19 protein-coding genes and 3 pseudogenes are annotated in these 26,779 nt (G+C 44.8%); 13 read left to right on the forward strand and 9 right to left on the reverse strand.

Translation table 11 applies throughout. The features are described 5' to 3' along the window. The first annotated feature begins 344 nt into the window (after positions 1-344). Together ACYX4W_RS06600 and ACYX4W_RS06605 are read left to right on the forward strand one after the other, a co-directional pair. Positions 345-710, forward strand: coding sequence for a hypothetical protein (locus tag ACYX4W_RS06600; protein WP_474808734.1), 366 nt, complete (start codon positions 345-347; stop codon positions 708-710). Positions 711-828: 118 nt separating this feature from the next. After that, the gene (locus ACYX4W_RS06605) at positions 829-1,374 is read left to right on the forward strand and encodes a DUF3016 domain-containing protein (protein WP_476075053.1); all 546 of its coding nucleotides are present in this window, start codon (positions 829-831) and stop codon (positions 1,372-1,374) included. A 95-nt stretch (positions 1,375-1,469) separates the two neighbouring features. Here the strand turns inward: ACYX4W_RS06605 and ACYX4W_RS06610 are convergent, their stop codons facing one another. After that, complete coding sequence (locus ACYX4W_RS06610) at positions 1,470-3,230, reverse strand: acyl-CoA dehydrogenase family protein (protein ID WP_476075054.1); 1,761 nt, start codon at positions 3,228-3,230, stop codon at positions 1,470-1,472. Positions 3,231-3,506: 276 nt separating this feature from the next. On the opposite strand from ACYX4W_RS06610, the gene ACYX4W_RS06615 reads away from it, so the two are divergent. Both ACYX4W_RS06615 and ACYX4W_RS06620 read left to right on the forward strand, forming a co-directional pair. Then, positions 3,507-4,298, forward strand: a complete 792-nt coding sequence (locus tag ACYX4W_RS06615) for an SDR family NAD(P)-dependent oxidoreductase (RefSeq protein WP_474808731.1) — start codon at positions 3,507-3,509, stop codon at positions 4,296-4,298. A 152-nt stretch (positions 4,299-4,450) separates the two neighbouring features. Further along, complete coding sequence (locus ACYX4W_RS06620) at positions 4,451-5,326, forward strand: amidohydrolase family protein (protein WP_474808729.1); 876 nt, start codon at positions 4,451-4,453, stop codon at positions 5,324-5,326. A gap of 172 nt (positions 5,327-5,498) precedes the next feature. On the opposite strand, the gene ACYX4W_RS06625 is transcribed toward ACYX4W_RS06620, so the two are convergent. The 3 genes from ACYX4W_RS06625 to ACYX4W_RS06635 form a co-directional block, all read right to left on the reverse strand. Further along, on the reverse strand, positions 5,499-6,683 hold the full coding sequence (locus tag ACYX4W_RS06625) for a mandelate racemase/muconate lactonizing enzyme family protein (protein WP_179982367.1): 1,185 nt from the start codon (positions 6,681-6,683) through the stop codon (positions 5,499-5,501). 55 nt (positions 6,684-6,738) lie between these two features. Then, positions 6,739-7,506, reverse strand: coding sequence for a class II aldolase/adducin family protein (locus ACYX4W_RS06630; RefSeq protein ID WP_474808727.1), 768 nt, complete (start codon positions 7,504-7,506; stop codon positions 6,739-6,741). Between the two features lie 65 nt (positions 7,507-7,571). Continuing rightward, a complete protein-coding gene (locus ACYX4W_RS06635; protein WP_474808725.1) occupies positions 7,572-8,036 on the reverse strand; it encodes an NUDIX hydrolase in 465 nt (154 codons plus the stop codon). Positions 8,037-8,354: 318 nt separating this feature from the next. On the opposite strand from ACYX4W_RS06635, the gene ACYX4W_RS06640 reads away from it, so the two are divergent. The 5 genes and pseudogenes from ACYX4W_RS06640 to ACYX4W_RS06660 all read left to right on the forward strand — a co-directional run bounded on the left by ACYX4W_RS06640 (position 8,355) and on the right by ACYX4W_RS06660 (position 16,419). Then, on the forward strand, positions 8,355-9,404 hold the full coding sequence (locus tag ACYX4W_RS06640; RefSeq protein ID WP_474808723.1) for an efflux RND transporter periplasmic adaptor subunit: 1,050 nt from the start codon (positions 8,355-8,357) through the stop codon (positions 9,402-9,404). A 13-nt stretch (positions 9,405-9,417) separates the two neighbouring features. Beyond that, positions 9,418-12,526, forward strand: a pseudogene (locus ACYX4W_RS06645) (efflux RND transporter permease subunit). 495 nt (positions 12,527-13,021) lie between these two features. After that, on the forward strand, positions 13,022-13,426 hold the full coding sequence (locus ACYX4W_RS06650; protein ID WP_474808720.1) for a type 2 periplasmic-binding domain-containing protein: 405 nt from the start codon (positions 13,022-13,024) through the stop codon (positions 13,424-13,426). Between the two features lie 34 nt (positions 13,427-13,460). Then, complete coding sequence (locus tag ACYX4W_RS06655) at positions 13,461-14,642, forward strand: topoisomerase IV (protein WP_474853634.1); 1,182 nt, start codon at positions 13,461-13,463, stop codon at positions 14,640-14,642. 157 nt (positions 14,643-14,799) lie between these two features. Continuing rightward, entirely contained in the window at positions 14,800-16,419 is a 1,620-nt protein-coding gene (locus ACYX4W_RS06660; RefSeq protein WP_474808717.1) for a methyl-accepting chemotaxis protein, read from the forward strand. Between the two features lie 173 nt (positions 16,420-16,592). On the opposite strand, the pseudogene rpoD reads toward ACYX4W_RS06660, so the two are convergent. The 4 genes and pseudogenes from rpoD to rpsU all read right to left on the reverse strand — a co-directional run bounded on the left by rpoD (position 16,593) and on the right by rpsU (position 21,977). Next, positions 16,593-18,430 (reverse strand): annotated as a pseudogene (rpoD, locus tag ACYX4W_RS06665) (RNA polymerase sigma factor RpoD). Positions 18,431-18,874: 444 nt separating this feature from the next. Continuing rightward, positions 18,875-20,653, reverse strand: a complete 1,779-nt coding sequence (gene dnaG / locus ACYX4W_RS06670) for a DNA primase (protein WP_476075055.1) — start codon at positions 20,651-20,653, stop codon at positions 18,875-18,877. 219 nt (positions 20,654-20,872) lie between these two features. Beyond that, on the reverse strand, positions 20,873-21,319 hold the full coding sequence (locus ACYX4W_RS06675) for a GatB/YqeY domain-containing protein (protein ID WP_118490272.1): 447 nt from the start codon (positions 21,317-21,319) through the stop codon (positions 20,873-20,875). 442 nt (positions 21,320-21,761) lie between these two features. Then, a complete protein-coding gene (gene rpsU / locus ACYX4W_RS06680; RefSeq protein WP_012517258.1) occupies positions 21,762-21,977 on the reverse strand; it encodes a 30S ribosomal protein S21 in 216 nt (71 codons plus the stop codon). 521 nt (positions 21,978-22,498) lie between these two features. Here rpsU and tsaD point away from each other — a divergent pair. Together tsaD and ACYX4W_RS06690 are read left to right on the forward strand one after the other, a co-directional pair. Next, positions 22,499-23,525 (forward strand): annotated as a pseudogene (gene tsaD, locus ACYX4W_RS06685) (tRNA (adenosine(37)-N6)-threonylcarbamoyltransferase complex transferase subunit TsaD). Positions 23,526-23,716: 191 nt separating this feature from the next. Beyond that, positions 23,717-25,048: an alkaline phosphatase family protein gene (locus ACYX4W_RS06690; protein ID WP_476075056.1), complete on the forward strand. Its 1,332-nt coding sequence runs from the start codon at positions 23,717-23,719 to the stop codon at positions 25,046-25,048. Here ACYX4W_RS06690 and plsY read toward each other — a convergent pair. After that, positions 25,038-25,640 carry a glycerol-3-phosphate 1-O-acyltransferase PlsY gene (plsY, locus tag ACYX4W_RS06695; protein WP_476075057.1) on the reverse strand — a complete coding sequence of 201 codons (603 nt, stop codon included), beginning with the start codon at positions 25,638-25,640 and terminating at the stop codon, positions 25,038-25,040. The genes ACYX4W_RS06690 and plsY overlap by 11 nt on opposite strands. A gap of 290 nt (positions 25,641-25,930) precedes the next feature. On the opposite strand from plsY, the gene folB reads away from it, so the two are divergent. After that, positions 25,931-26,284: a dihydroneopterin aldolase gene (gene folB / locus ACYX4W_RS06700; RefSeq protein WP_476075058.1), complete on the forward strand. Its 354-nt coding sequence runs from the start codon at positions 25,931-25,933 to the stop codon at positions 26,282-26,284. Continuing rightward, complete coding sequence (gene folK / locus ACYX4W_RS06705; RefSeq protein ID WP_179982380.1) at positions 26,284-26,778, forward strand: 2-amino-4-hydroxy-6-hydroxymethyldihydropteridine diphosphokinase; 495 nt, start codon at positions 26,284-26,286, stop codon at positions 26,776-26,778. Before folB ends, folK begins: the two co-directional genes overlap by 1 nt. Position 26,779 lies beyond the last annotated feature (1 nt).

Below are 26,779 nucleotides of genomic sequence, written 5' to 3' on the forward strand. Positions count from 1 at the left end.
ATGCTGGTGGCTTGTTATTTTTCTTTTGCATTATGTCATTTTGTAAATTTCTACATACAGCGACATGGCTAATAAGCGTAAAATTGAATAAATGGTTAGCCCTAAAAAGTGTCGGTCGAAAAAGTATACAAGTTATACCTTAGTATAAACTATCGTGTTTACAGTAAGTTAGATAACACACTACCATGCAGCGCAATTATGTGGCCAATAAGTGTCCAAATCATGTACAGTGAACCTTGTTGTAATACAAATTAGCAAAGCATTTATTAAGTATATTGTTGGTGAAAAGCGCACAAAGTAGGCGCTATTTGTTGTAAACCCCTATCAAAGTTAGCTGAGAAGTTATGTTACGGTTCTTTATTATCGCTGCGGAAATTATTGTTTTGGTAATAGTGCTGCGCTCTCCTTTTGTCCAGTATTTATTTGAAGATATTCAAAACTCTGTCTCTGACTGGCTGGTGTCCATTGCCACCCTTCCAGAGCGAAAAGAGTTACGTAGTTTGCAAGATAAAATAAATATTGAACTAAGCCCTTTGAAACCTTACCAGCAAAGCTACGTTAAACTAATTACCGCCGATGCTGCAAGCGTAAAACGCTTTCACCACACCTATTGTGAAAACGATGATATAAACCCTAATTTTACGGGAACTAAACGCGCAAAACTGTGCCTAATCATTAAGCAGTCGCCGGTTATGCAAGTTTCAAAGTGACATTAGCTTTTTGAGTAAGAAAAAGTTAAATCTAAAACTTTTCTAATGTTTTTTTGATTAATAACTTTCTCAACGCTTGCTAACTTAAGGTTAAACGACTGAATTTAGGAGCATGAAAGTGAATAAATTACGTACTTTTTCTTGTTTAAGTTGCGCCGCAACCGTAGGGGCTCTAGTTGTTTTTGCGCCAACCCAAGCCGCTGAGGTAGAGATAACATGGGAAGAGCCAGAATCTTACAGCGATGTCAGGCCAGCCAATGAATCTCGTAAACGCTTTCGTGAGCGAACTTTAAAAGACTTAGAAGAACACATTACAGAATTAGCTAGCGACCTGCCCGAATCACAGGTACTGTCGATGACGGTGACAAACGTTGATTTGGCTGGTCAAGTTTGGCCGAGCCAGTTTGTAGGTTTTGGCAGCGGGGCTGGCAGCGATGTGCGAATAATTAAACGCATAGATATTCCAAGAATGACGTTCAGCTACTCGCTATCTAATTCTGATGGTCAGGTCATTTTAAGTGGTGAGGATGTGAAGCTTAAAGACATGGACTTTATGGAGTCGAATATCCGTCACAACCGCACCGAGTCGTTATCGTACGAGAAAGCCATGCTAAACGACTGGTTTGCTGATACGTTCTCCACGCAAGTCGCGGCAAACGATTAATACACCTTTTTAAAAAGGTAATAAAAAAGGTCACGTGTAGTGACCTTTTTTGTGTTTTTAGTCCAGGTTTGTTGGGCTAAGAAAGCGTGTATAGCTTACAGGTAATCAAATTCATTGCCCGAAATAGCGAGTGTGCTTTCAGGGCCTGCTTTGTAAGCGGCTTTATGTGCGTCACGGCGTACTAAAATACGTTCCATATAGAAGTCACGTGTTTTCATCTTTGAGGCGGCAAGTACCATATTGCCCGATGCCTGAGCTTTATCAGCCATGCTGTACCAAAGTACACCAATCAATGAATAGGCGCTGTATGCTAAGTAATCACAGGCAGCTGCCGCCGCGGTAGTTGCATCCATACCTAAACAATCGGCTGAAGATGCACGCCAATCATCAAGAATACCTTGAGCGAGACCTTTCGCTTCACTGTCTTGAATGTCGCTAACTAATGCACTAAACGCTTTATAAGTAGCTTCCATCATTTGTCCGCCATCGCGGGTAAGCTTACGGCCGATAAGGTCTAGGGCCTGTATACCGTTCGTTCCTTCGTACAGCATTGCAATGCGCACATCGCGCATAAGTTGCTCCATGCCCCACTCACGAATAAAACCGTGACCACCGAATACCTGTACACCGAGGCTAGTCGTTTCAAGGCCCATATCGGTCATAAAGGCTTTACAGATAGGCGTTAAAAACTGAAGTATTTTGTCGGCATCTTCTTTTTCTTGGCCCTCACCAAGTTTTTCTACGTCCATAAATTTAGCGTAGAAAAGTGAAAGTGCACGGCAACCTTCAATCAATGATTTCTGTGTAAGTAGCATACGCGCTACGTCAGGTTGAAAAACGATTGGGTCTGCTTTGCCCTCTGGGTTTTGGATACCCTGAGGTGCGCGAGACTGCACACGTTCGCGTGCGTAGGTTAGCGCGCCCTGGTACGAGGCTTCTGCTGCACCTAAGCCTTGCAGGCCTACTTGGAACCGAGCATCGTTCATCATAGTGAACATGCATGCTAAACCTTGGTTTTCTTCACCGACAAGGTAGCCTGTTGCGCCGTCGAAGTTCATCACACATGTCGGGCTCGCTTTGATCCCCATTTTGTGTTCAATGCTTCCTACTGAAAGGCTGTTCGCCTCACCTGGCTCATTGCTAGCATCTGGAAGGAATTTAGGCACTAAAAACAGGCTTATACCTTTAACACCTTTTGGTGCGTCAGGAAGGCGAGCTAGCACAAGGTGAATAACGTTCGAGCTCCAGTCTTGATCACCAGCAGTAATAAATATCTTGTTACCGGTTACTTTGTAGCTACCGTCGCCTTGTGGCTCAGCTTTAGTGCTAAGCAAGCTCAAATCGGTTCCCGCGTGAGGCTCGGTCAGGTTCATTGTACCTGTCCACTCACCGCTGATTAGCTTAGCAAGGTAGATATCTTTCAATTCTTTACTGGCGTGCTTAGTAACAGCAAGCGTGGCGCTTTCGGTAAGCATGGTGGTTAAGCGCCAGCTTAAGTTCGCCGCGTTTAGCATTTCGTGAACAGGCACCGCCATAGTGTACGGCAAGTCTTGCCCGTCGTACTCGGCAGTGCCTAGCATTGCGTTCCAGCCGTTAGCAACATATTCCTGATAAGCATCTGCAAAGCCTTTAGGTGTGGTAATTTTACCGTTTTCAAGCTTACAGCCTTCCTCATCGCCCTCACGGTTAAGAGGGGCAACCACATCCAAGGCAAACTTTGCGCCTTGCGCAATAATTTCATTGGCTAGTTCGCTATCAAAGTCGCTGATACCGAGCTTTTCGTAGTGAGCATCAAGTCCAAGCCAGTCTTTTAATAAGAACTGAAAATCAGTTGTAGGGGCGTGGTACAGAGGCATGGATGACTCCTTTTTCAAACAAGTGTTTTAATTTTGCCTATTATAGTCACAAAAAGCGTAGTCCGAATAGTCCGTTAAAGGAAAGTTAATAATAAATTTGGATGATGTGGCAATGAGAGCAGCCCATGGAAATGCTGGTGATGATGTCTCGTGTGCCACTGTTAATATAGAATGGTGAACACAAATGCTTAGCTTGCTTGCAATTCACATACTCAGTGGCATGCTTAGCCTACATTGAAATAACACATACGCACCAGCAACACGGTACATAAAGTCATGAATTCAGATAGCGCGAAGAAAAACCTTGAGCATAGTAGTAATGAAGCGCAGGCCCCGGTTTGTATAGTCACGGGGGGAAGCTTGGGTATCGGTTTTGCAGTATGCAAGTTGTTTAGCGAAAACGGCTATCAAGTGGTTAACTTAGATATAAGAGACTTTGAGCAAGCTGTGCCTAACGCTATTTGGAAGCCTTGTGATGTAAGCGTGGTAAGTAACGTTGAAGCTGCAATCGATGAAGTTATGACGGCTTATCAACGCATAGACGCGTTAGTGTGTAATGCTGGTATCCACGTGTCTGCAACTATTGAGGATACCGACGAAACCTTGCTTGATAAGGTGCTTAGCCTGAACGTTAAAGGCGCCTATGGCGCAATTAAATCTTGCTTGCCGACGATGAAAAAGCAGGGAAGTGGAGCCATTGTGGTGATGGGATCTGATCAGTCGTTTGTAGGAAAGCGAAACTCCTTTGCCTACGGGGTAAGTAAAGGTGCGCTGGCGTCTATCGCAAAAACCACGGCACTTGATTATGCCCCATACAACATTCGCGTTAACGCGGTATGCCCAGGAACCATTGAAACCCCTTTATTTCATAACGCGATTGACAATTATGTAGCTCGCTCTGGTGTAAATAAAAGCGATGTAGTAGCTGAAGAAGCTGCAGCCCAGCCCATTGGGCGATTAGGTCAGCCAGAGGATGTAGCGGAACTGACCTATTTTTTATGTAGCGACAAGGCGTCTTTCATCACAGGAAGTTTGTATGCTGTGGATGGGGGCTACACGGCTCAATAGAAAGGGCGAGATAAATAGAGCTCAACACAAGCGGCGCAAAAAGAGGCACAGAAGGCGCAGCTCACTAGTGAGAGCGAAATAGGAACACAGCAAGTAGGTGATGTAAAAAACGCCACAGTTAACCGTACAAACTTTGGGTTAAAGAATAAAAAATGATTCAGCATTCACAAAGGTGGGTAGACCCTCATATTCATCTTTTTGCTTTAGATGAAGGGCAGTACGATTGGCTAAAACCCACTAATGCGCCTTTTTGGGCTGATAAGAAAAATATTGCCAAAAATACCACAGAGGCGATGCTTCATCGGGCTTCTCTAGGACAGCTTTATGGGTTTGTGCATATTGAAGCTGGCTACGATAACAGTAGACCGTGGAGAGAAATTGCCTTTCTAGAGCGTCATTGTACGCTGCCATTTCGCTCGGTTGGTTGCATAGATTTAGCTGGCTATAGTGTTGGCAGTCATATTGACAAGCTAGAACTTTACCCCTCTGTACGTGGACTTCGCCATATTTTAGATGACGACGCTGCAACGCTTTTGCGCGCCCCTAGAGTAAAATGGGCGATTAGTCACATGGCTTCTAAAAGCTTGTCTTTTGATGCTCAGTTAAATATTGCGGATACTAACGCCGTAGTTGCATTACTTAATGTATTAGAACAAAACCCAGCTTTGAAAGTAGCAATCAACCACGCCGCTATTGCGCCACTTGATATAAATAGCTTTGCGTTTAGAACATGGCGGCAGAATATCCGCGACTTGAATGAAACCGGGCAGGTTGCGTTTAAGTTTTCAGGGTTAGAAATGCAAGAGCGGAGGTGGCACTGGCAGCGAGCCAACTATATTTTTGAAACCTTATTGAACACAGTTGGCACAAATCAGGTCATGTTTGCGAGCAACTTCCCGTTGTGCCAGTGGCGAATGCCTTATGCAGCGCTTTGGCGAGGGTTCTCGAATATGATAACGCCGCTTTCTGAAACTCAAAAAGCGGCGCTGTTATCTATAAACGCTAAGCAATGGTATGACATCGCTTAAGCGCTAACCTGAAACAAACTTCACAGCTTATTTCGGCGTTGTGAATCTGCGCAGGTATCTTTCATAAATACCTAGCGCAGATACCTAGCACAGATACTTTGCACAGATACCTTACACAGGTGCTTTGCGTAGGGACCGTGCAGGCTTACCAGTGTGCCTGTATGTCACTTTGCTATTTAAGTTCCGTTACCGTCATATGTGGCGAGCGGTAAACCACCTCATCGTTTAGGTCAATACCGATTCCAGGCGTGTCGGGCGCTTCTATAAAGCCGTTAACTGGCTGAGGGTCTTGAATACAAAGCTCACGGTTCCAGTCTTTGATGGCATAGGTGTGATGCTCGTGAATTAAAAAGTTTGGAATAGCCGTTTCTAGATGCAGACTTGCCGCCGTAGCAACTGGGCCGCCGCAAACGTGAGCCTGAATGCGAACGTCGTAAATGTCGGCATAGTCGCATACCTTTTTCGCTTCTGTGAATCCACCGCAAAGGCCAACGTCAGGTTGAAGTACATCAAGAGACTGGTCTTCAAGGTACGGGCGTACGTCCCAGCGGTGATACAAGCGTTCACCGCCCGCAATCGGCACGTTGACGTTCTTCGCCACTTTGTCGTGAAGTTTAGAGTTAAGGTAATTAACCGGCTCTTCATAATACAAGCAGCCAATTTCTTCTACGATATCGCCGAGCTGAATGGCCGTTGATGCACCTAACAAGCTGTGACATTCAAAGATAATGTCGCCATCTTCGCCCATGGTGTCTCTAATTGCCTGAAGGCGAGCTTTGAAAAGTTTAAGCTCGGGCTTAGTAAACAGCTTAGTTCTGTCAAAGTGAGTGTTGCCATCTTTATCGTAAACGATGGGATCAACTTTCACGGCGTCGTAACCGTCTTTCAGGGCTTTTTCAGTAGCGCGAGCATAATCTGCTGGGTCATTAAGTTTGGTGACTTCTTTATCCCAGTCAAACTGTAGCTGGCTGGCATAGCTGCGGAGCTTGCCATTTGTTTTACCACCAAGTAGTTCGTAAACAGGTAAGCCAAGTGCTTTGCCTTTAATATCCCAAAGCGCGGTATCAATGGCGCTCATTGCGGCATAAATTACCGGGCCGCCGCCTAGTCCCCAAAAGCCTTCGCGCAGCATTCTCGACCAAAGCAGCTCAGTGTGGAAAGGGTTAAAGCCAATTAGCATGGCTTCGGCAATTTCCTTAATCATATGCGCTGCGGCGCTGTGACCCCAGTCATAAGCAAGCCCTGCTTCACCTACGCCAGTAATGCCTTCATCGGTATAAACACGCACAAAAACAGGGTTCCACTGGGGGCGTTTAGGGCATTCGATATCAAAAATTTCTACTTTGGTGACTTTCATGTGTTAAAACAATTCCTGTTTAAAAATGAGTTGGCGTTTAGCTAAATAGGCTTAATTATTCGCAAAAACTTGGATCTAATTTATAGGCTTTGCGCAACATAGCAGGCCATGCTTTTTGACCGCCAGTCTCGCCGCTGTGAACAACATTTGCCTGAGCATATATACCATCAATAATGCTTTGCGGTATTTCGATAACTGATTCGTTAGATTGCATTAATGCAAGCTGAATTTCGCACGCACGCTGTAAATCGTAAAAGCGCATAAAGGCGTCGCCAACAGTTGGGCCAAGGGTTAAACCGCCATGGTTAGGCAAAAGCATATGATTCGTATCACCAAGATCGTCTTGCAAACGCTTCTTTTCGCTATCGTCTACGGCCAAGCCTTCATAGCTGTGATAAGAAAGCGAAGGAAGCGAAAACATTGAATACTGACTCCACGGCTTCAATCCGCCTTTCACCGAAGCCACAGAGATGGTAGCTAATGTATGTAGGTGGATGACGCACTGGGCGTCGTGGCGCACTTCGTGAATGGCACTGTGAATAGTGAATCCGGCCGGGTTAATTCCATAGGGTGTGTCGTCAAGTATATTGCCGTCTAAGTCGACTTTTACCAAGTTAGAAGCCGTAACTTCATCGAAGGTAAGCCCAAAGGCATTAACAAGATAATGGTCTGTGCCCGGTACCTTGGCGGAAATGTGGGTATAGATAAGATCGCCCCATCGCATATCGGCAACTAACCGATAGCACGCCGCTAAATCAACACGGGTTTGCCATTCTAGTTCAGATACTTTGCCTTTTAGGCTTAATGTTGGCAGTGAAAACAAGCCACTTCTCCTGTTTATTCAGTTGGGACAATTTACCAATCCCCGACACATTGAACAATGCTTTGTCAGTGCTGCTTTATAACGAATTGGGTGTAGCCATCGCGCAAGGGAATAAGATCATCAGCATAACGCAACGCATCATGGTCGAGCATAAATGGGTCTGCCTTAACGAGCCTGACAACTTCTAATTTTGCCCACGGTGGTGCATCGAAAGTGTTAGGAAACTTTTCAATTCCTGCATCTACATGACAGCCAAATATGACTAAGCCATTAGCTGTCGTCGATAGATATTCTTTTACTTCAACGTTAAAACCTGTTTCTTCCCACGTTTCTCTATGGGCTGTGCAGGCAAGTGATTCACCTTCGACTATCCCTCCGCCGGGGAAGTCTAATTTGCCAGACAGGCGGTGCTTTACCAGCAACACTTTGCCCTCAGTTTTTATCAAACAGGCCGCGCCAACGGGGGAACCTTGAGCGTTTACTTCATCGTGAACATACTTAGATAACAGTGCATCAGAAACACGGCACATTGGGGAACTAGGCGTTGACGGTGAACATGCGAAAAGCGTTAAAACAGCGAATATAGCTGATAAGCGAAATAAGATGACCATTGATTTGGGTAAAATACTCTAGCGGGTGTTTGCGATTGCTTTAAAAGTAATCAATATTATCAAGCAGACTCTACGCAAAAATAAAAATAACACAACTAACAATAATAACGCGGTACACAAAAAAATGTTTGGGAAAGTTTGCGCTTAAATAAAGCGAACTTTGTGTACTGAAGCATTCAATGAGTTTTTAAAAAAGTTCACGCTCAGCGCAATGCTATTTTACCAATAGGAAAGGTTATGTCTTCTCGATTCTCGTTATCGCCCTTAGTACTTGGCGTGCTGTTGCTTGCAGGTGTTGTTGCATATTTAAATATGCCACAGGAAGAAAGTAAAGCAAGCGCTGGCGCTAGAGCCACACCAGTAAAAACAGCAGTTGTTTCGTCACAGGCATTTCCTATCACTATCGAGTCGCTCGGCACAGCTACTGCTAACGAGTCTGTAAATATCACCGCTCAAGTTACCGATACGGTAAAAACGATAAATTTCGATGATGGCGATAAAGTCGTAGAAGGCGAGCTTTTGGTGCAGCTTAATAACACTGAAGAGCGTGCTAGGGTAGAAGAGCTAAAAGCGAACATTGACGAGGCTAAGCGTCAGTTTACCCGCATAGCCGACTTACGTCAGTCAAATGCTACTTCTGAACAGCTTCTCGATGAGCAGCAAGCTCGAGTGAAAGCATTACAAGCCCAGTTAGATGTCGCGTTAGCTCAGCTTAACGACCTTCAAATACGCGCTCCATTTAATGGGTTGCTAGGCAACCGAGAGATCAGTATCGGTTCACTAATTCAGCCAGGCGACTCTATCACCACGTTAGATGATATTAGCCAAATCAAAGTTGATTTTAGTATCGCTGAAAACCACCTGGCTAGCCTGGCTAAAGGGCAATTCGTAAGTGCGTCGTCAGTTGCTTACCCTGGAGAAGAGTTTACAGGAAAAATTACCAATATTGATACGCGCTTGGACCCCATTAGTCGCTCCATTCGCGTGCGCGCAACTATTGATAACCAAGACAGTCGTCTACGCCCGGGTATGCTGCTAACCGTTGTGGTAGAAAAACGTGTACTTAGCGCTTTAGTCTTGCCAGAAAAGGCACTGGTGCCAGTGCAAGACAAACAGTTTGTTTATGTGGTTAAAGATAATGTCGCACATCAAACTGAGGTAAAAATTGGTGAGCGTCGGCCAGGACAAGTGCAGATTGTCAGCGGTTTAAGTGAAGGAGATGAAGTAATAACCGAAGGTACACTTCGCGTACGTGACCAATCTCCGGTTAATGTATTAAACCGCTAGGGAGTATACAGTTATGCTATTGTCAGACGTTTCTGTAAAGCGCCCGGTTTTTGCAACCGTACTCAATTTACTGTTGATTATCTTTGGTATTGTCGCGTTCTCCATGTTGAGTTTACGGGAATACCCCGACATCGACCCACCCATTGTCTCGGTTAATACAAACTACACAGGGGCTTCGGCAAACATAGTCGAGACCCGAATTACCCAGCTTCTTGAAGACAGAATTTCGGGTATTGAAGGCATAAAGAATGTTACCTCTACATCTCGCAATGGTCGTTCAGACATCACAATCGAGTTTAAACTTTCTCGAGACATTGATGCGGCAGCTAACGATGTGCGCGAGCGCGTCAGTCGCGCGTTAAATAACTTGCCCGATCAAGCCGATCCCCCTGAAGTATCTAAAGCGAACTCAGATGAAAGTGCCGTGGTGTGGTACAACTTACGAAGCACCAACCTCAATACTATGGAGTTGACCGACTACGCAGAACGTGTGCTGGTTGACAGGCTATCCATTGTGGACGGTGTGGCTAGAATTCAAATTGGTGGTGGAAGACGTTACGCCATGAAAGTGTTTTTAGACCGCAATGCTATGGCGGCTAGAGGCATAACAGTTAGCGATGTAGAGCAAGTGATCCGCGCCGAAAACGTAGAGTTGCCTGCTGGTGAAGTAGAAAGTAATGATCGTGACTTTGAAGTACGGGTAGCGCGAACTTTTCTAACGCCGGATGATTTTGCAGCGCTAACCGTTGCAGTAGGGGATAACGGCTATCTGGTGCGTCTAGGCGAAATAGCCCACGTTGAGCTAACCGCCGAAGATGACGAGACAGAGTTTCGGGGTGATGGCGTCAATATGATAGGCCTAGGCATTATCAAGCAGTCTAAAGCCAATACTCTCGAAGTAGCCCGCGCAGCGAAAGCGCAGATTGAAAAAATAGAAGCGACCCTTCCAGATAACATTTTTATTGTGCCAAGTTACGACTCATCAGTTTTCATTGAGGCATCAATTGATGAGGTGTATGAGACCTTGGGGATCGCTATGCTCATGGTAGTGATCGTAATATACCTTTTCCTAGGTAATATTCGCGCCACGCTAATTCCTGCGGTTACCGTACCTGTTTCTATTATTGCTGCTTTTATTGTGATGTATGCGCTGGGCTTTTCAATAAACCTGCTAACTCTGCTTGCTATGGTATTAGCGATTGGCCTAGTGGTAGACGATGCTATTGTTGTACTTGAGAACATATATCGGCGCATTGAGATGGGAGAACCGCCTATTTTGGCTGCCTATCGCGGTGCCAAAGAGGTCGGATTCGCCGTAATTGCCACTACTCTGGTACTTATTTCTGTGTTCGTTCCTTTGGTTTTCCTTGAAGGTAATATAGGCAGACTTTTCACCGAGTTTGCGTTGGCCATTGCTGCGGCAGTCGCATTTTCTAGCTTTACCGCGCTTACTTTGTCGCCCATGATGGCGTCAAAAATACTTAAAAAACGCCCACGTTCGTCAGGCTTCGGAAGCTGGATGGATAAGCGATTTTCAAAGCTTGAAAGCAGTTACTTTAATACGTTGGGTAAAACCTTACACCAACCTTTACTTATGCTGATCATGCTTATTATTGCGGTTGTTGCGTTAGTCCAACTTTCAGAGAAAGTACCTAGTGAGTTCGTTCCTAAAGAAGATAGAGGTAACTTTTTCATCTTAATGAACGCTCAAGAAGGGGCGAGCTTTGAAAGTAACGCAAGAAATTTAGAGCAAATAGAAAGCATATTAATGCCCTATCGCGAGAGCGGTAAAATCAATCGTCTTTTGGTGAGAACACCGGGTTTCGGCGGAAACGCGGGGATAGCAATCGTCGGTTCTGCAGATTGGGATGAGCGTGATTTCAGTACATTTTCACTAATGGATGAAATCAGCGGCAAGCTTAACAGCGTACCTGATGTTCGCGCGTTTGCGATCATGCGAAGCGGGATATCAGGAGGTGGGCTAGGGCGTCCTGTTCAGTTCGTCTTACAAGGTGATACCTATGAGAACCTTGTAGAGTGGCGCGACATAGTGTTACAAAAAGCAGCGCAAAACCCGGGATTAATTCGCCTAGACTCCGATTATAAGGAAACGTCACCAGCGACTGTTGGTCAAAATAAATCGGGACAGAGCAGCTGATTTGGGTGTATCAATTAGTGATATTGGCGGAACGTTAGAAGTAATGCTGGGGCAGCGTAGGGTGTCTACTTTCCTCGATAGAGGTGAAGAGTACGACGTTATCATGGAAGGCATAGAAGAAGACTTTAGAAGCCCTAACAGTATTGAAAATTTATACGTACGTTCATCTCGTACCGGTGAGCTTATCCCTATGGACAACTTACTCACCTTTGAAGAGCAGGCTACCTCGGCAAGGCTAAACCGCTACAACAGAATGCGGGCCGTTACTATATCGGCTAACTTAGCAGATGGTTATACACTTGGTGAGGCACTTGCCTACTTAGAAGATATTGTGGCTACTGAACTTCCCGATAACGTATCTATCGATTACAAAGGTGAGTCACAGCTTTATCAAGAAGCGGGCAACTCATTTGTTTATGTCTTTATGCTAGCACTTGCGGTCACTTACTTAATATTGGCCGCGCAGTTTGAAAGCTGGGTGCATCCGTTAGTAATAATGCTTACCGTGCCCTTAGCTCTCGTTGGGGCATACATCGGGCTGTTTTTTAGCGGTATGACGATTAATATCTACAGCCAAATTGGTTTGGTTATGCTTATCGGGCTTGCCGCAAAAAATGGTATTTTGATAGTAGAGTTCGCTAATCAACTTCGTGATGCAGGTATGGAGTTTGAACTCGCACTTAAGCGTGCTGCCGCACAGCGTTTGCGCCCTATCGTAATGACAGGGTTTACCACCGTGTTTAGCTCTTTACCTTTGGTGCTTGCATCAGGACCTGGCGCTGAAAGCCGGATGGTAATCGGTATGGTTATCTTCTCAGGTGTGCTTGTTTCAGCATTTATGACCCTTTATGTTGTTCCTACAGCGTATAGCTGGCTTGCAAGGAAAACAGGCTCTCCAATGCAGCGAACCAACGAAATCGAAGCGCTGGAAAAAACAATTCCTTACAAGAAAGGTGAGTCATAGGTATTCGCTTATAGACTATTGTTTACTCTTGGGCCCGCGCCAATGCCAGTTGGGCGGGTTCAAAAGTTCAGGTATCTTCTTTCATACTCTAATATGAGTATCTATCACTTCTATTACAATGCTTAACTTTTTTAAGTGGCTGATATATATAGGCTAGTTAAGTTTTTCTGCTATGCATTTAGTTTTTTTATTAATGTTTATAAGCGCTAACGGTATGTATTAGACAATCGTATAGTTGTTTAACTTTCTACTTTCACTACACTGCGCGCCATTCCTAAGTACTTATATAAGCTATTAATTTATATAAGATAAATATTTAAAGCTCAAAGTGGCGAATATTGCGTTTGTGACCAATACTTATCTCGTTGTAAATGTTTGGACACACAAGCACCTGTTTGCTTCATATCGCTCTAACACGCAAATGTCGTTTTTAGCGCCTTCAAAGAAAGTGAAGAGCGATGGGCTAGCATCCAAAAAGACTCCAGAGGACATATGATGAAAAAATGGATACTTGCAGCCGGACTGTGCTGTAACGTGGCGATTGCTGATGTAGCAGTCATCGTGCATCCTAGCAATGGCGATTCACTAGATAAAGATAGTATAAGCCGTCTTTTCTTAAACAAGGCCAAAGCATTCCCTAGCGGTACAAAAGCAGAGCCTGTTGCGTTAGCTGAAGGTCAATCTGCTACAGACGAATTCAACGGCAAGGTCTTAAACAAAACTGCAGCTCAACTTACTGCGTTTTGGTCAAAACTTGTTTTTACGGGTAAAGGTCAACCTCCTGAAGCGTTAGGTAGTGACGCAGACGTTATATCTGCAGTTGCAAGTAACCCAGGCGCTATTGGCTATGTCGACGCTGGCGCGGTAAACGATAGCGTACGTGTTGTCGCTACCTTCTAACCTACCGTTAATACAAAGAATTTAAGGAACACGCATGAAAACCAAATTAGCTATCTTATCTATTGCTGGCCTTTTAGCTACTCCAGCACTTGCCGACATTCAAATTAACGGCTTTGCAAACCTTATTGGCGGAATGACGCTAGATGATGACGAGTCAGTATACGGCTACGACAGTGATTTTAACTTCGACCCAGCCAGCGTCTTTGGTCTACAGGTGCGCGGTGACGTTAGCGATAAACTTTCTGCAACTGCACAGCTAGTTGGCCGCGGAAGTGAAGACTACGACGCAGATTTCGAGTGGGCTTACATGACTTACATGTTGAACAACAACGTCAACATCAGTGCCGGTCGCCTACGTATGCCTCTTTTCAAATATTCTGCATCACTTGATATTGGTTATTCTTATCACTGGCTAACGCCACCTGACGCTGTTTACGGTATCGACTTTAACAACATCGATGGCGTACGTATTGACTATATGAATTACTCTGGTGATTGGGAGTATGGCGCTCAGCTTACCATGGGTCGTGTAGAGGCTGACACGACCATTTCAGGTACGCCTGCGGCGCTAGAATTAAAGAATGTAGTGGCTGTTTCTTTTGAAGCAACGCGTGACTGGTTCAGTGCTCGTACATTATTTGCACGTGGTTCGACTAGCGCTGCAAACGAAGATTTTGATACGTTTATAGATGGCATGTCTGCGTTTGGCGCGGTTATTCCAACTGCAGCCACTTCAGCTGAAGGTTTCAGCGTTAATGACGACACGGGAACCTTCTTTGAAGTAGCGGTTGATATCGACAAATATGATTGGTTTGTAGGTGCAGAATTTACTCAGACAGAAGTTGATGGTTCTGTTATCGCTGACAATAAAGCGTGGTACGTAACTGCAGGCATGCGCTTCGGTAAGTTTACGCCGCACATCACATATGAAGTAGAAGAAGCGGATAACGCTAATCAGCTTGGCCTTGTAGCAGCACTTCCATCAACTATCTCTACTGGAGACGCGGTTACTGATGCGACTTGGGCTTCTATCTATCAAGGTGCTGCTGGCATTGCAGCTCAACAAGAGCTAGATGTATCGGCAGTTACTGTGGGCCTACGCTACGACGTGGAGCCAGGCTTCGCACTTAAAACCGATGTAACTTGGTACTCAGACGACCTAAATGATCTGAATGATGCAACACTACTTAAAGTTGGCGTAAATTATACGTTCTAACTACCTATCTATGGCCTTGTACTTGTGCGAGGCCATAATTTCGTTAAAGTTTTTTACTAATAGGTAGATAAATTAGGTAGACCAAACAAAGTGCAGCGCTTTTTGAAAAGTTAAGTGAAAGGCAGTTGCACGATCATAAAAAATAGTGGGATAGTTGATGAACTTTCTAAAGAAAATGCCAATTGCGACTAAGATCTTCCTTATACCGGGGATCGCAGCGCTAAGTTTTATTATTTATTTGCTTATCACTATCTACACCGCGCTCAATAATGGCGCAACGCTAGAAAAAGTACAGAAAGTTCAGTTCCCAGCATTACAGCTATCGGCATCGACACTGGTCGACATGCAAAAAGTGCGTGACACCCTAGCAAGTGCAGTAACAACAGGTGATCAAGATACCCTTACTGTGGCGCAAGAATTGGCAGAAGAAGCGAAGAAAGGGCTTAATCAAATCGCGAATATCAGCCCGGAGTTTCGTTCAGATATCTCGCGTATATCCTCAGGTTTCGACGAATACTTTGACGTCGCCTACGAAGTTTCACAATCCATGGTAGACGGCACAGCTGACTTTAGTCGCCTAGGTGAACTGTCTGCTCAAATGAATCAGTCTTACGATGGGGCTATTGCCGCTATGTCACAATTTCGTGATGCACAGCAAGCTGCATTCGAGAAAGCCTTTGAAAACACAGATAGCGCTAATACATCGCTTATTAGTACGGGCGTTATTTTAGCTATTGTTGTAACCATTTTATTGTTTGCAACCGCAGTACCTATTGTTCGCGGTATAAAGCAGAGTATTGATGATGTTGTTCGCTCTCTTAAAGATATTGCGCAAGAAAATGGCGACCTAACGGTACGTATTGATACGAAAAGTGAAGACGAAATTGGTGAGCTGGTTTACTGGTTCAATCAATTTATGGATAAGCTACAAGGCGTAGTGCGTGATGTGGTTGAGGCGAGTTTACCGCTATCGAACTTAGCGCAAAACCTACGCGGCGTTACAGAAGAAACTCAGCGTACCATTGATGTACAGCAAAAGTCTGCAACTAATGCTAAGAGTGCAGTAGATACCATGAGCGGCTCTGTAGATGGTGTTGCACACAGTGCAGCGCAAGCCGCAAGCGATGCCAATGAAGCTACCACAGCGGCGAGCGAAGGTCGTCAAATTGTGCAGCAAACCGTAACTAGCATTCAGCAGCTTGCTGAAAACGTACGTGAGACAGCTGATGTTATTGGGCGCTTAGAATCTGACTCAAACAAAGTCGGTTCAGTGCTAGATGTAATCAAGGGCATAGCGGAACAAACCAACCTGCTTGCACTTAACGCGGCTATCGAGGCTGCAAGGGCCGGTGAACAAGGGCGAGGCTTTGCAGTAGTGGCTGACGAAGTTAGAACGCTAGCGTCGCGCACGCAGCAATCTACAGAAGAGATTCAAAGTACAATAGAGCAGCTTCAAAGCGCAGCGCATTCAGCAGTTGAAGTAATGGCGCGTGGTACCGAACAAGCCACAAATAGCGTTGAAACCGCCAATAAAGCGGGCAGCAGCTTAGAGACCATTACCAGTACTATCGGTCGCATCAACCAAATGAATGAACAGATTGCTCACAATACGGAAGACCAGCGCACTGTTGCGGTCGATATTGTACGTCACGTGGATGAAATTCATGAGCGAACAGAGCAAACTGCAAGCCGTTCAGGCGAACTTGGGACTATGTGTAATGAGCTTGCTGACCTTGCGCAGCACCTTGAATCAATCGCTAAGCAGTTTAGAGTGTAAGCTCTAACTAACCTTTCTAAAACGTATTGAAAGCCTCCTGACGGGGGCTTTTTTATGTGTGCAGCAAAATATTGAAACAACGAGTTGCAGCTTTTTATGGAGAGAACTTCGGGAAGTTAAGACAAAAAAATCCCCAGCCAAGGCCGGGGATTTACAAACAAAGCAATGCTTTTCTATTCGTCTAAGAAGCTGCGTAGCTGCTCAGAACGACTAGGGTGGCGAAGTTTGCGAAGTGCTTTAGCTTCAATCTGACGAATACGCTCACGAGTAACGTCAAACTGCTTACCTACTTCTTCAAGCGTGTGGTCGGTATTCATGTCGATACCGAAACGCATACGTAGTACTTTCGCTTCTCGAGCCGTTAGGCCTGCTAGTACTTCTTGTGTTGCGCCTTTTAAGCTACCGCCAGTTGCTGAATCGAGGGGCTGAATAATAGTGCTGTCCTCGATAAAGTCGCCAAGATGTGAATCTTCATCATCGCCGATAGGTGTTTCCATCGAGATTGGCTCTTTAGCAATCTTAAGTACCTTACGAATCTTGTCTTCAGGCATTAGCATGCGCTCTGACAATTCTTCAGGCGTAGGTTCACGTCCCATCTCCTGAAGCATTTGACGAGAGATACGGTTTAGCTTGTTAATCGTCTCAATCATGTGCACAGGAATACGAATAGTACGCGCCTGGTCAGCAATTGAACGAGTAATCGCCTGACGAATCCACCATGTAGCGTAAGTTGAGAACTTATAACCACGGCGGTATTCGAACTTATCTACCGCCTTCATCAGACCAATATTACCTTCTTGGATAAGGTCAAGGAACTGAAGACCGCGGTTGGTGTACTTCTTCGCAATTGAAATAACAAGACGAAGGTTAGCTTCAACCATCTCTTTTTTCGCACGACGCGCTTTCGCTTCACCAATCGACATGCGACGGTTAATATCTTTAATATCAGCGATAACCAAGCCAGTTTCTTGCTCAACTTGATTCATCTTGCTAATGCAGCGCTCAATCTCTTCTTGGTTAACTGCAAGTTCGAGTCTGCATAAGGCGCACCTGATTTAACTGCTTCGTGTAACCACGCAGTAGACGTTTCGTTACCCGCGAAAGCTTTAATAAAGTCTTTCTTAGGCATTTTTGCATTAACAACACAGAACTTCATTACAAGACGTTCTTGGATACGTACTTTGTCCATCATTGCACGCATGTTTTTAACCATGCGATCAAATTGCTTAGGAACTAGACGGAACTCTTTAAATACGTCGCTTAGTGCGTTGATTTGTGTACGAGAATCAGCATGTGAACGACCCTTCTTCTCGATAACATCACGAGTTTTGATGTACTGTTCACGAAGTTCTGCGAAGCGTTCGCGCGCTAGCTCTGGGTCTACGCCGCTATCGTCTTCATCTTCGTCGTCGTCATCATCATCATCGCCATCTTCGTCATCTAACTCTTCTTCAGATAACTCAGAGCCTACGTGCGTTGCAGTTGGCGCGAGATCTTGATCATCGTTAGGATCAACAAAGCCCGAGATAATGTCACTTAGGCGAATTTCTTCGGCTTCGTATAAATCCCACTGATCTAACAGGTAAGTGATCGCTTCTGGATATTCAGCAACCGAGCACTGTACTTGGTTAATACCGTCTTCAATACGCTTAGCGATTTCAATTTCGCCTTCGCGTGTAAGAAGTTCAACGGTACCCATTTCACGCATATACATGCGAACTGGGTCAGTCGTACGGCCAATTTCACTTTCTACAGTAGCAAGTGCTTGAGCTGCCGCTTCTGCAGCATCTTCATCAGCATTCGCTTCTTGCATGAGAAGTTCATCTGCATCAGGAGCTGATTCAGAAACTTGAATTCCCATGTCATTAATCATGCGGATTATGTCTTCGATTTGATCAGAATCGACAATATCTTGCGGCAGGTGGTCGTTTACTTCTGCAAAGGTTAAGTAACCTTGCTCTTTACCTTTTGCAATCAGGAGTTTAATCTGAGACTGCTTGCTTTGCGCCATATAACCTACACTTCTCACATTCAATTAGTTTGCAATAGAAAAGACAACATACGCCTAGGTATGTTCCCTGTTCTGCTGTAGTACTGCATTTGTATCAAGGCCGTTAATGCTAGATGCCACGCTGGTGTAAACCAATATATTTACGATGCACATCTGCTCGGGTTCGGTTCTGCCCGTTATGTTCGGCTATATCTTTGCTACTCGTGTTGCTGCATTTTTGTTCACATGAAAAGTGTGAACCATGTTCAAACATGCCCGCAGCGAATTAGCCAGTATAGCAGAATAAGCGGTGGTTTTACCAGATTGACGGCCGATTTTTTAGTCAATGCTTTTTACATTTCCGCCTTTACTACTTGCATAGTGCATAACTGCAAGGCGAAGGCGAGCTAAACGTAAAGCTTACTACGCAAAAACAGACCAACCCAAAGTTCATTTTCCCCTGGGTTAACTCTTCTGTCTTTCCCTCATAAGCAGGTTCAATTCCTGTTTTTCCGCTTGAGTCAGCGGTTGAACCCGCGAGCGTGAAATTAAGGTTTCAATGCGGCTATCGAAATGCCCGTCTAGTAAGCGAGCGAAGCTGTCGTTATATACACGCTCAGCATCCTCATCTTTGACTAAGTGTTCTTGCAACAATAATTTCGCGATAGTAGAAGAATGGGGATGGTCGCGGAAATTTTCAACAAGCTGCGCAGTTTTTGCGTGAGGGTGATTGACACAATAGCTGTGAATATCGCGCAATAAATCCATACCGGCAGCATTGCTACCGGCGAATATATCTATCTGCACATCTTCGCAATGTGCGGCTAACTCTGGCTTATCAAGCAGTAAGCGTATCAGCATGCGAAGTGGCGATAGTTTAGGTTTGTTTACCTGGTTGCGATTAGGGGAGTAAGCTTGCTTTGAACCTTGATTCGCTTTGGTAATATCTTGTTGAAGTTTAAACCTATCGAACTCGCCAGTGTGCTTGGCTAACTCTTCCAGCAACATTTGCTTTTGGTCATCACCTAAGGTGCTTTCAATCAGTGGCATAGCCGCTTTTTTAAGGGCAATCTTACCTTCTGGCGTACCCACGTTGTGAGTTTTTAGCAAGTTCTCAAAAAAGAAACGAGACAAAGGCGTCGCGCTATCGAGCATTTCCATAAACGCATCTTTGCCCACCTGACGCACCATGGTATCTGGGTCTTCGCCATCGGGTAAGAATAAAAAAGATATACGCACGCCGTCTTTTAACGCCGGTAAGGCGTTCTCTAGCGCGCGCCATGCAGCTTCACGCCCAGCGCGGTCACCATCATAACAGCACACAATGTGCGAAGTAGCGCGAACCAGCATTTGAATGTGTTCAGGTGTGGTAGCCGTACCCAAGGCAGCGGTAGCAATATTAATGTCGAACTGACTCAATGCCACCACATCCATGTAGCCTTCAACAACGACAACCGTATCTAAAGTGCGATTGTTCTGGCGCGCTGAATAAAACCCAAAAAGTTCGCTGCCTTTATGAAAAATGCGAGTTTCTGGTGAGTTTAAGTATTTAGGACCGCCGTCATCTAATACTCGACCGCCAAAGCCGACCACGCGACCCCGTTTATCCCTAATTGGAAACATGATGCGGTCGCGGAAGAAGTCGTAGGTACGTCCTTGGTCGTTTTTATTGACCAGTTTTAAATCGACCAACTGCTTGATGCGTTGGGGATCTTTACCAAAGGTATTTAGCAGTGCGTCCCAGCTGTCAGGGGCATAGCCAATTTCCCACTGCTTGACGATATCACCACTGAGCCCACGGTTCTTTAAATAGTCGATGGCTTTTTTACTATTACCGTTTTGGCGCAACTGATGCTGGAAAAAGCGTGTGACTTGTTCCATTACTGCATAGTCGTCTTGCTGTTGCTGTTTTTTCTCTTCGCTCATGGCAGGCCGGCTGCCTTTTTCTCGAGGTACTTCAAGCCCGTGATAACGGGCTAGCTCTTCAATCGCCTCGACAAATTCTAAGCGGTCGAATTCCATAATAAATGAGATAGCATTACCGTGAGCGCCGCATCCGAAACAGTGATAGAACTGCTTATCTTGACTAACAGTAAAAGAGGGTGACTTTTCGTTATGAAAAGGGCAGCACGCCTGGTAATTCTTACCTGCTTTTTTGAGTTTGACTCGACTATCTACCACTTCTACCACATCGGTACGTGACAGCAGGTCATCTATAAAATCGCGAGGTATCTTTCCAGCCATGAGGGTACTTTCAACAAAAGTTAGTTAAAAAAAGAGTTAGTTAAAAAAGAATGAGTTCAAAAATAAAGAGAAAAGCATAGTCTTAGCTGCGCTTTAAACGACAGGCTACAACATCATGAAAACAGTGAAGTACTGTAACAGGGAAGTGGTTAAATGAGAATAACGAAGGTGAGACAATGCCCACCTTCTGCGCGATTCACTGCTACACGTGGGCAGTACTTAAGCGTTCAAACGCGCCTTAATTTTTGCACTCAAAGCGCCCATGTCGGTGCGGCCTTGAACTTTAGGCTTCAATGCGCCCATGACTTTACCCATGTCTTGCATACCCGACGCGCCTGTCGCAGCCATAGTTTCGTCGATAAGGGCATTGAGTTCATCGTCAGTCAAAGGCTGAGGCAAGAAATCTTCAATATAAGTGATTTCTTCACGCTCTTTGCTCGCTAGGTCTTCGCGATTGGCTGCGTCGTATTGCGCTGCCGCGTCTTGACGCTGTTTAACCATTTTGGTCAATACCGCTAAGATTGCGCTATCGTCTAGCGTGATTTGTTCATCGATTTCTTTTTGCTTAATGGCAGCCATAGCCATACGAATAGTACCAAGACGTACTTTTTCTTTTGCACGCATCGCATCTTTTTGCGCTGCTTTTAAATCATCAATTAGTGCCATGATGTTTCCTGATTTTTATTAGTAGAGTTTATACCAATCCGCATAGATCATTGCCCACTCAGAAGGCGCTGGCAAGTTTCCTAGCGAAGCGTGGGAATGCAGGAATAGCTGTTCCCTTTCAAATTCCCAGAATGAAGCTAGGAAGCTTGCCAGACCTTCCCGAAGGGCGAGTTTAAAATGTCCGTACTCTTTGTTGTGTCCCCTTGATGTAGAACCACTATACCTGCGGTAACACGCCGCGATTACGAACATTTTAAATCTCGCTGAGTGGATAATCATCTATGCGGACTGGTATTATTAAGCCCCAGGTTAAAAATCAAATGCAACCATTTGAAAAGGAAAAAAATGGAGTCGTTAAGAATAAGGCCAAAAAAATAGAGGCCCAGAAACGCGAAAGGTGCTGCAATTGCAACACCTTTCAGACTCGTTACTTAACCCTATATTAGTAGAGTTTTACGCGACGTGCGTTTTCACGAGCTAGCTTCTTAAGATGACGCTTCTTAGCGGCAGCTTTCTTGCGCTTGCGTTCCCAAGTTGGCTTTTCGAAGAATTCACGACGACGAACTTCAGAAAGAACACCTGCTTTTTCACAAGAACGCTTAAAACGACGCAGCGCCACATCAAACGGCTCGTTTTCTCTAACTTTAACGATAGGCATTAAACACTCACCTCAAAACTTTTACTGTGTAAATCCGGGTAAAATTGTGCGCTAAAAAGGCCACCCGGGTTAAAAATGGTGCGAAATTCTAATCATATCTACAGAGAAAGTAAAGGATGAATTGCCAAAAAATAGCCAATATTGTGCATTTACCGTTCATTTACCTGTTCACTGGCATTCCATGAATGCAGGATAAAAGGTAAACTCTGCGCTCGTTAAGCACCGTGTTGTTTAACGCGGCTTGTATAAGCGCCCTTTTCAGAATGCTTTTTGCTCATGTTTCTTCTGATATATTTTTGTGATCAAAAGTAGAAAGCAAACGATCCTGACGAGGGTAGTGTTATGATCGCGGCGGGATCATAAAGATGATCGCCACAGATCGCCAGAATTATTTTCTCAGTTTTTGGTATTCGCTTAGTTATCTTGACTCACAACAATTGTATGGACACTTGTTGTGATAAAAAGATGACAGCAAATTCAGAAACTAGGCATTGAAGTTAGTAGTAAAAGGGTTGCTCCCCATGCGTATTTTAGGAATAGAAACATCTTGTGACGAAACTGGCATCGCCGTTTATGACGATGAAAAAGGCTTGTTGTCACACGAACTATACAGCCAAGTAAAGCTACACGCTGATTATGGCGGTGTGGTGCCCGAGACTTGCTTCACGGGATCACGTAAGAAAGATCATTCCTTTAATTGAAAAAGCCATGGAAGATGCGAATACCCAGCCATCAGAAATCGACGGCGTTGCCTTTACTCAAGGCCCAGGTTTAGTAGGGGCGTTATTAGTGGGTTCGTCAGTAGGGCGTTCATTGGCCTATGCGTGGAATGTACCTGCTGTGGGCGTTCATCATATGGAAGGGCATTTATTAGCGCCTATGCTTGAAGACGATGCGCCAGAATTTCCTTTTGTTGCGCTATTAGTGTCGGGCGGTCACTCGATGTTGGTTAAAGTAGAAGGCATTGGCCAGTATGAAGTACTCGGCGAGTCTATCGATGATGCCGCTGGTGAAGCCTTTGATAAAACCGCCAAGTTACTTGGTCTTGATTATCCTGGCGGCCCTCTCTTAGCAAAATTGGCCGAAAAGGGAGAAGCGGGGCATTATAAGTTTCCTCGCCCGATGACCGACAGACCCGGGCTAGATTTCAGCTTTAGCGGTCTTAAAACCTTTGCAGCGAACACCATCCGCGATGCTGACCTAACCGGTGATGATGCTGAGCAAATTAAAGCGAATATTGCCTACGCGTTTCAAGAAGCCGTAGTGGATACGCTTATCATTAAATGTAAGCGAGCATTGAAGCAGACGGGTATGAAGCGTTTGGTTATTGCTGGCGGCGTAAGTGCAAATACAATGCTGCGCAGTGAGATGAAAGCCCTGATGCAAGAGCTAAAAGGTGAGGTGTTTTACCCTAGCTTAGCGTATTGTACTGACAATGGTGCCATGATTGCCTATGCGGGGATGCAGCGCTTAAAAGCAGGCGAAACCTTGGCGTTATCGTCACAAGCCAAACCGCGATGGCCTCTTGATACCTTATCAGCAATTTAAAAACGCCGACTGGGTTTTAGATGATGTTGTGAAATTGATACTGCTTATCTACATATACATAAGATGTGCAAAAGGCAGGTATCAAGCATAACAAGCAGGCAAAATAGACAAACAAAAAGTAAAGGCAATGGGAGCGCGTCCCATTGCCTTTTGTTTTACCACGGCAAATATTGAAGAAAGGACATAAAAATATGCGCTTAGCAACAAATAAAACAAAACAAAATGCATCGCTATTATTTTTAGCGCTGTCGTTATTTATTTTGATTTTCTTTGCAGCGCTCACCTCGCCTAATGCACTTGCCTCAAGTAAAGTTCCTTCAAATGAATCAGCAAAAGAGCTAAAGCAAAAGCAACAGCCACAGAATCAGCAAGATCAGTATGTCGTGTTAATTTCTCTTGACGGTTTTCGCCACGACTATATCGAGTTACACAACGCCGAGAGCCTTGGCGCCATTGCAAAGCAAGGCGTAAGGGCGTCATCAATGACCCCTGTTTATCCGTCGAATACGTTTCCTAACCATATTTCGTTGATCACAGGGCTGCTTCCTAAACACCACGGTATAGTGAATAACCGCTTTTATGATAAATCACGCCCTACAAAAGACGGTTATGCAAAATATCAGTTAGGCTATGGCAAAATGGATAGCACCTGGATCACGGCAACACCGCTATGGAATTTAGTGGAATACCATGGGATGAAGGCTGCTACCTTTTTCTGGCCAGAGTCTGACGCACGCATATCGGGTGCTTCTCCGACTTATTTCTATCATTATTCAAAATATGCTGACTACCAGATGCGTATTGATCAGATCATCAACTGGCTAAAATTGCCCGAGGTATCGCGCCCTCGTTTTATCGCGAGCTATTTTTCGCTTACCGATTCGGTAGGACACGATGAAGGCCCTTTTGCCGATAAAACCAATGATGCAGTGCAGGAAGTGGATGCGCTTATCGGTCAACTTTATAAGCGTATTAATGCATTAGACTTACCAGTAAATCTGGTAGTGGTGTCTGACCACGGCATGACGCCTATTGATGAAAGCCAGCTTATAGAGGTTGAGTCTTTATCCATTCCTGATAGCTTCATTATTGAAAATGAAGGGGCGCAAGTGCATCTTTACGCCAAAGACGGCGTGCCCGATAAACAAATTAGCGAAGAAATAGCACGTCTTACCCATATAGCCGAAAACCGCTTCATTGTGCTCAATGATACCCAGCGCGCTCAGCGACACATGGAAGTAGGTAGCAGAACCGGCGACATTATTTTGGAAATTGCGCCACCGGCCCGTTTCAAAAACGCTAACAGTACGCATGTGAGTAAAGGTGGCCATGGCTACGTAAATACGTTACCTGATATGAGAGCGACCTTTGTTGCAGTGGGGCCGGCGTTTAAAACGAACACCACTATTCCTACATTTAGCAACCTAGAAGTTTATCCAGCGCTGGCTAAAATATTGGGTATTTCGCCTGTTACACCTATAGACGGTAAGCTGGATGTACTACAGCAGGCACTTACTCTTTAACTTTTCCTTTATCCCACACCTTACTTTCATTGCCTGCTAACAGGCGGGCAATGTTGTCTTTATGGCGTAAAATAATAAGCAGCGAAAGCATTGCTACCGGCACGGTATACAAAGGCTTGATTAAAAATGTGAAAAGCGGCGCAAGCGACACCGCAATGAGCGCACCTAGCGAAGAATAGCCGGTAAGAAAAACCACTACTACCCAGCTTAGAATAAGCAATCCGGCTAAATCGAGCCCAATCGGCAGCATGGCACCAAAAGCGGTAGCGACGGCTTTACCGCCTTTGAAACCGAAATAAAGCGGAAGTATATGGCCTAAACAGGCAAAGATAGCAATTATGCCCAGCATTATAGGCTCTATACCCAAAAAGTAGCTGCCGTAAACGGGAATAGTGCCTTTCAAAATATCCATAATAAGTACAAGTAGCGCAGGAATACGACCACCTAAGCGGTACACATTGGTTGCACCAGGGTTTTTAGAGCCAGCGGTCCTTGGGTCGGGTAAACCAAATAATTGGCTTATAACCACTGCACTTGATAGTGAACCGAAGAGGTAGGCAACAGCAGCCATTAAAAGCGTTAGCGAAATCATTTTTTCATTCTAATTATCAAAAGCGTTTTAGAAGCACTACCTTCTGTCGGGTTTTACTTCTCTTGTAGGAGGTTGAGGCTTGTGTCCTATTAAATTACAAAACCTTGGTTGCCCCCAGTTGTCATACAGCGGTATAGTTGTGCCACACAAGCGTAAAGCTACTCCATCCAAACGCGATATACCACCGTTTACCAGCAATATGTGGTTGAAAGCGCAGTAGTAAGACCAGTATTGAAGCCGGAAAGTAAGGCAATAAACTGGGTTGATAACAGACAAGATGAAAAAATTCCATGGGAAAAATTTATATAACAGGGCTTGAAGTAGACACCCTGATTGGTGTTTATGACTGGGAGCGAGTAAGAACCACCCAGCTACTTCTCGATGTAACACTTGATGTTGACTTAAGCGCGGCGATGCAAAGTGATGATGTTGCTGATACGGTAGATTATGCCAAAGTAGCCGAGTGCATCGTGGAAGTTGGTAAAGAAAGTACGTTCGAACTACTTGAGGCTTTCGGAAGCAAGGTTATGGACACCGTCCTTGCTCACTTCTCGATTTCAACAATAACGCTTAAAATTGTTAAACCTAATATTCTTCCTAATGCGCAAACCGTTGCCGTTGAAATGCGAAAAGAGCGCAACTAATGCCTGAACATACCATTTTAATCAGCATTGGTTCTAATATTGAGCGCGAACATTACACTAGGCAGTCTTTAGTTGCCCTAAAACAACACTTCTCAGATGTTTCAGTGTCTTCCGTTTATGAAAGCGAAGCTGTAGGCTTCAACGGCAGTCCTTTTTATAATGCTGCCGCACGGGCGACAACATCAAAAAATGTTGAAGAGGTGTGTGCAATACTAAAGGCAATTGAGAAAGACAATGGAAGAGTGCATACCGACAAAAAATTCTGCGCAAGAACCCTTGATCTCGATTTGCTTACCTATGATAGTAAGGTAACCACATCCCCTGTGGTTTTGCCTCGCGAAGAGATTTGTTACAACGCGTTTGTGCTTTGGCCGTTAGCTGAACTTGTTCCCGACGACATTCACCCTGAAACGCAAGAAACCTATGCCCAAATGTGGCAAAACTTTGATAAACAGAAACAGCAATTATGGCCAATTGACTTTACTTGGAGTTAAG

The organism is Alteromonas sp. ABH4_454 (genome assembly GCF_056311775.1).